Genomic DNA, 974 nt, shown 5'->3' with positions numbered 1-974 from the left:
CTGATGGAGAAGGGCCAGTTTATCAGTAGTTGCCGCTATGAATAGGTATTGTGGAGTTCTGCGTATTCAAAACAAAGCTCTAGCCAATTTCGTATGCCAGGGCTTAGGTATTTGTCCTTATGTGTGANGATATAAAATTTTCGTTTGAAATCTCTCTGTGGTGTTTTTAAGGCAATTAGCGATGAGCGTTTGAAAGCATCGTTTAAGGTAACTTTCGACAAACACCCAATCCCCATACCTGACTCTACTGCCCGTTTGATGGCTTCGGTATGTTGTAGTTCGAGTTCAATATTAAGCTCATGAAGCACTCCCTGCATTGCATTATCGAATGCTTGCCGTGTTCCTGAACCTGCCTCTCTCAGAATCCATTTTGCTTTGCTTAGCTGTTGGTCACTAACGTGTGAAAGCGTACTTAGCTCAGATTTCGGGTCGCAGAAGACCACTAACTCATCATCCATCCAAGGCCTAATGTTTAAGTCGGGATGAGACACCTCGCCTTCGATTAGGCCCACATCGAGCTCAAAGTTTGCGACTTGCTCGGTAATTTTAGTTGTGTTGCCAACGCTTAGTGCTGCTTTAGCGGTCGGGAATTTACCTTTGAACTCTGAAAGAATGTGAATAGCCAGGTAGTTACCGATAGATAACGTGGCGCCAATATTTAGGTCCGCGCTAAGCTGGTTCTGCTGTAAGCTCAGCTCCAGGCTTTTTGCTTGGTCAATCAGTGTTTCTGCCTGCTTTCGAATTAATCTTCCGAAATCATTGAGTTGTAAGCGTTTACCAGCCCGATCAAATAGTTTTATATCAAACTGGCTTTCAAGATTCTTGAGTGACTCACTCGCAGCGGATTGAGACATATTTAGCGCTTCGGCAGCTAAAGTAATATTTTGAAAGTTAGCGGTCGCAATGAATACTTCAATTTGCTTGAGTGAATACTTCAATGATAAAGCCTTAGTTTAATAAATCGGAAAAACCGA

At 42.9% G+C, this 974-nt stretch carries 1 protein-coding gene; it reads right to left on the bottom strand.

Translation table 11 applies throughout. The features are described 5' to 3' along the window. Positions 1–35 precede the first annotated feature (35 nt). Complete coding sequence (locus A3757_RS19770) at positions 36–938, bottom strand: LysR substrate-binding domain-containing protein (protein WP_068740143.1); 903 nt, start codon at positions 936–938, stop codon at positions 36–38. Positions 939–974: the final 36 nt, after the last annotated feature.

It is taken from the genome of Oleiphilus sp. HI0117, assembly GCF_001635235.1.
This window is presented reverse-complemented; position numbering and strand designations above follow the sequence as displayed.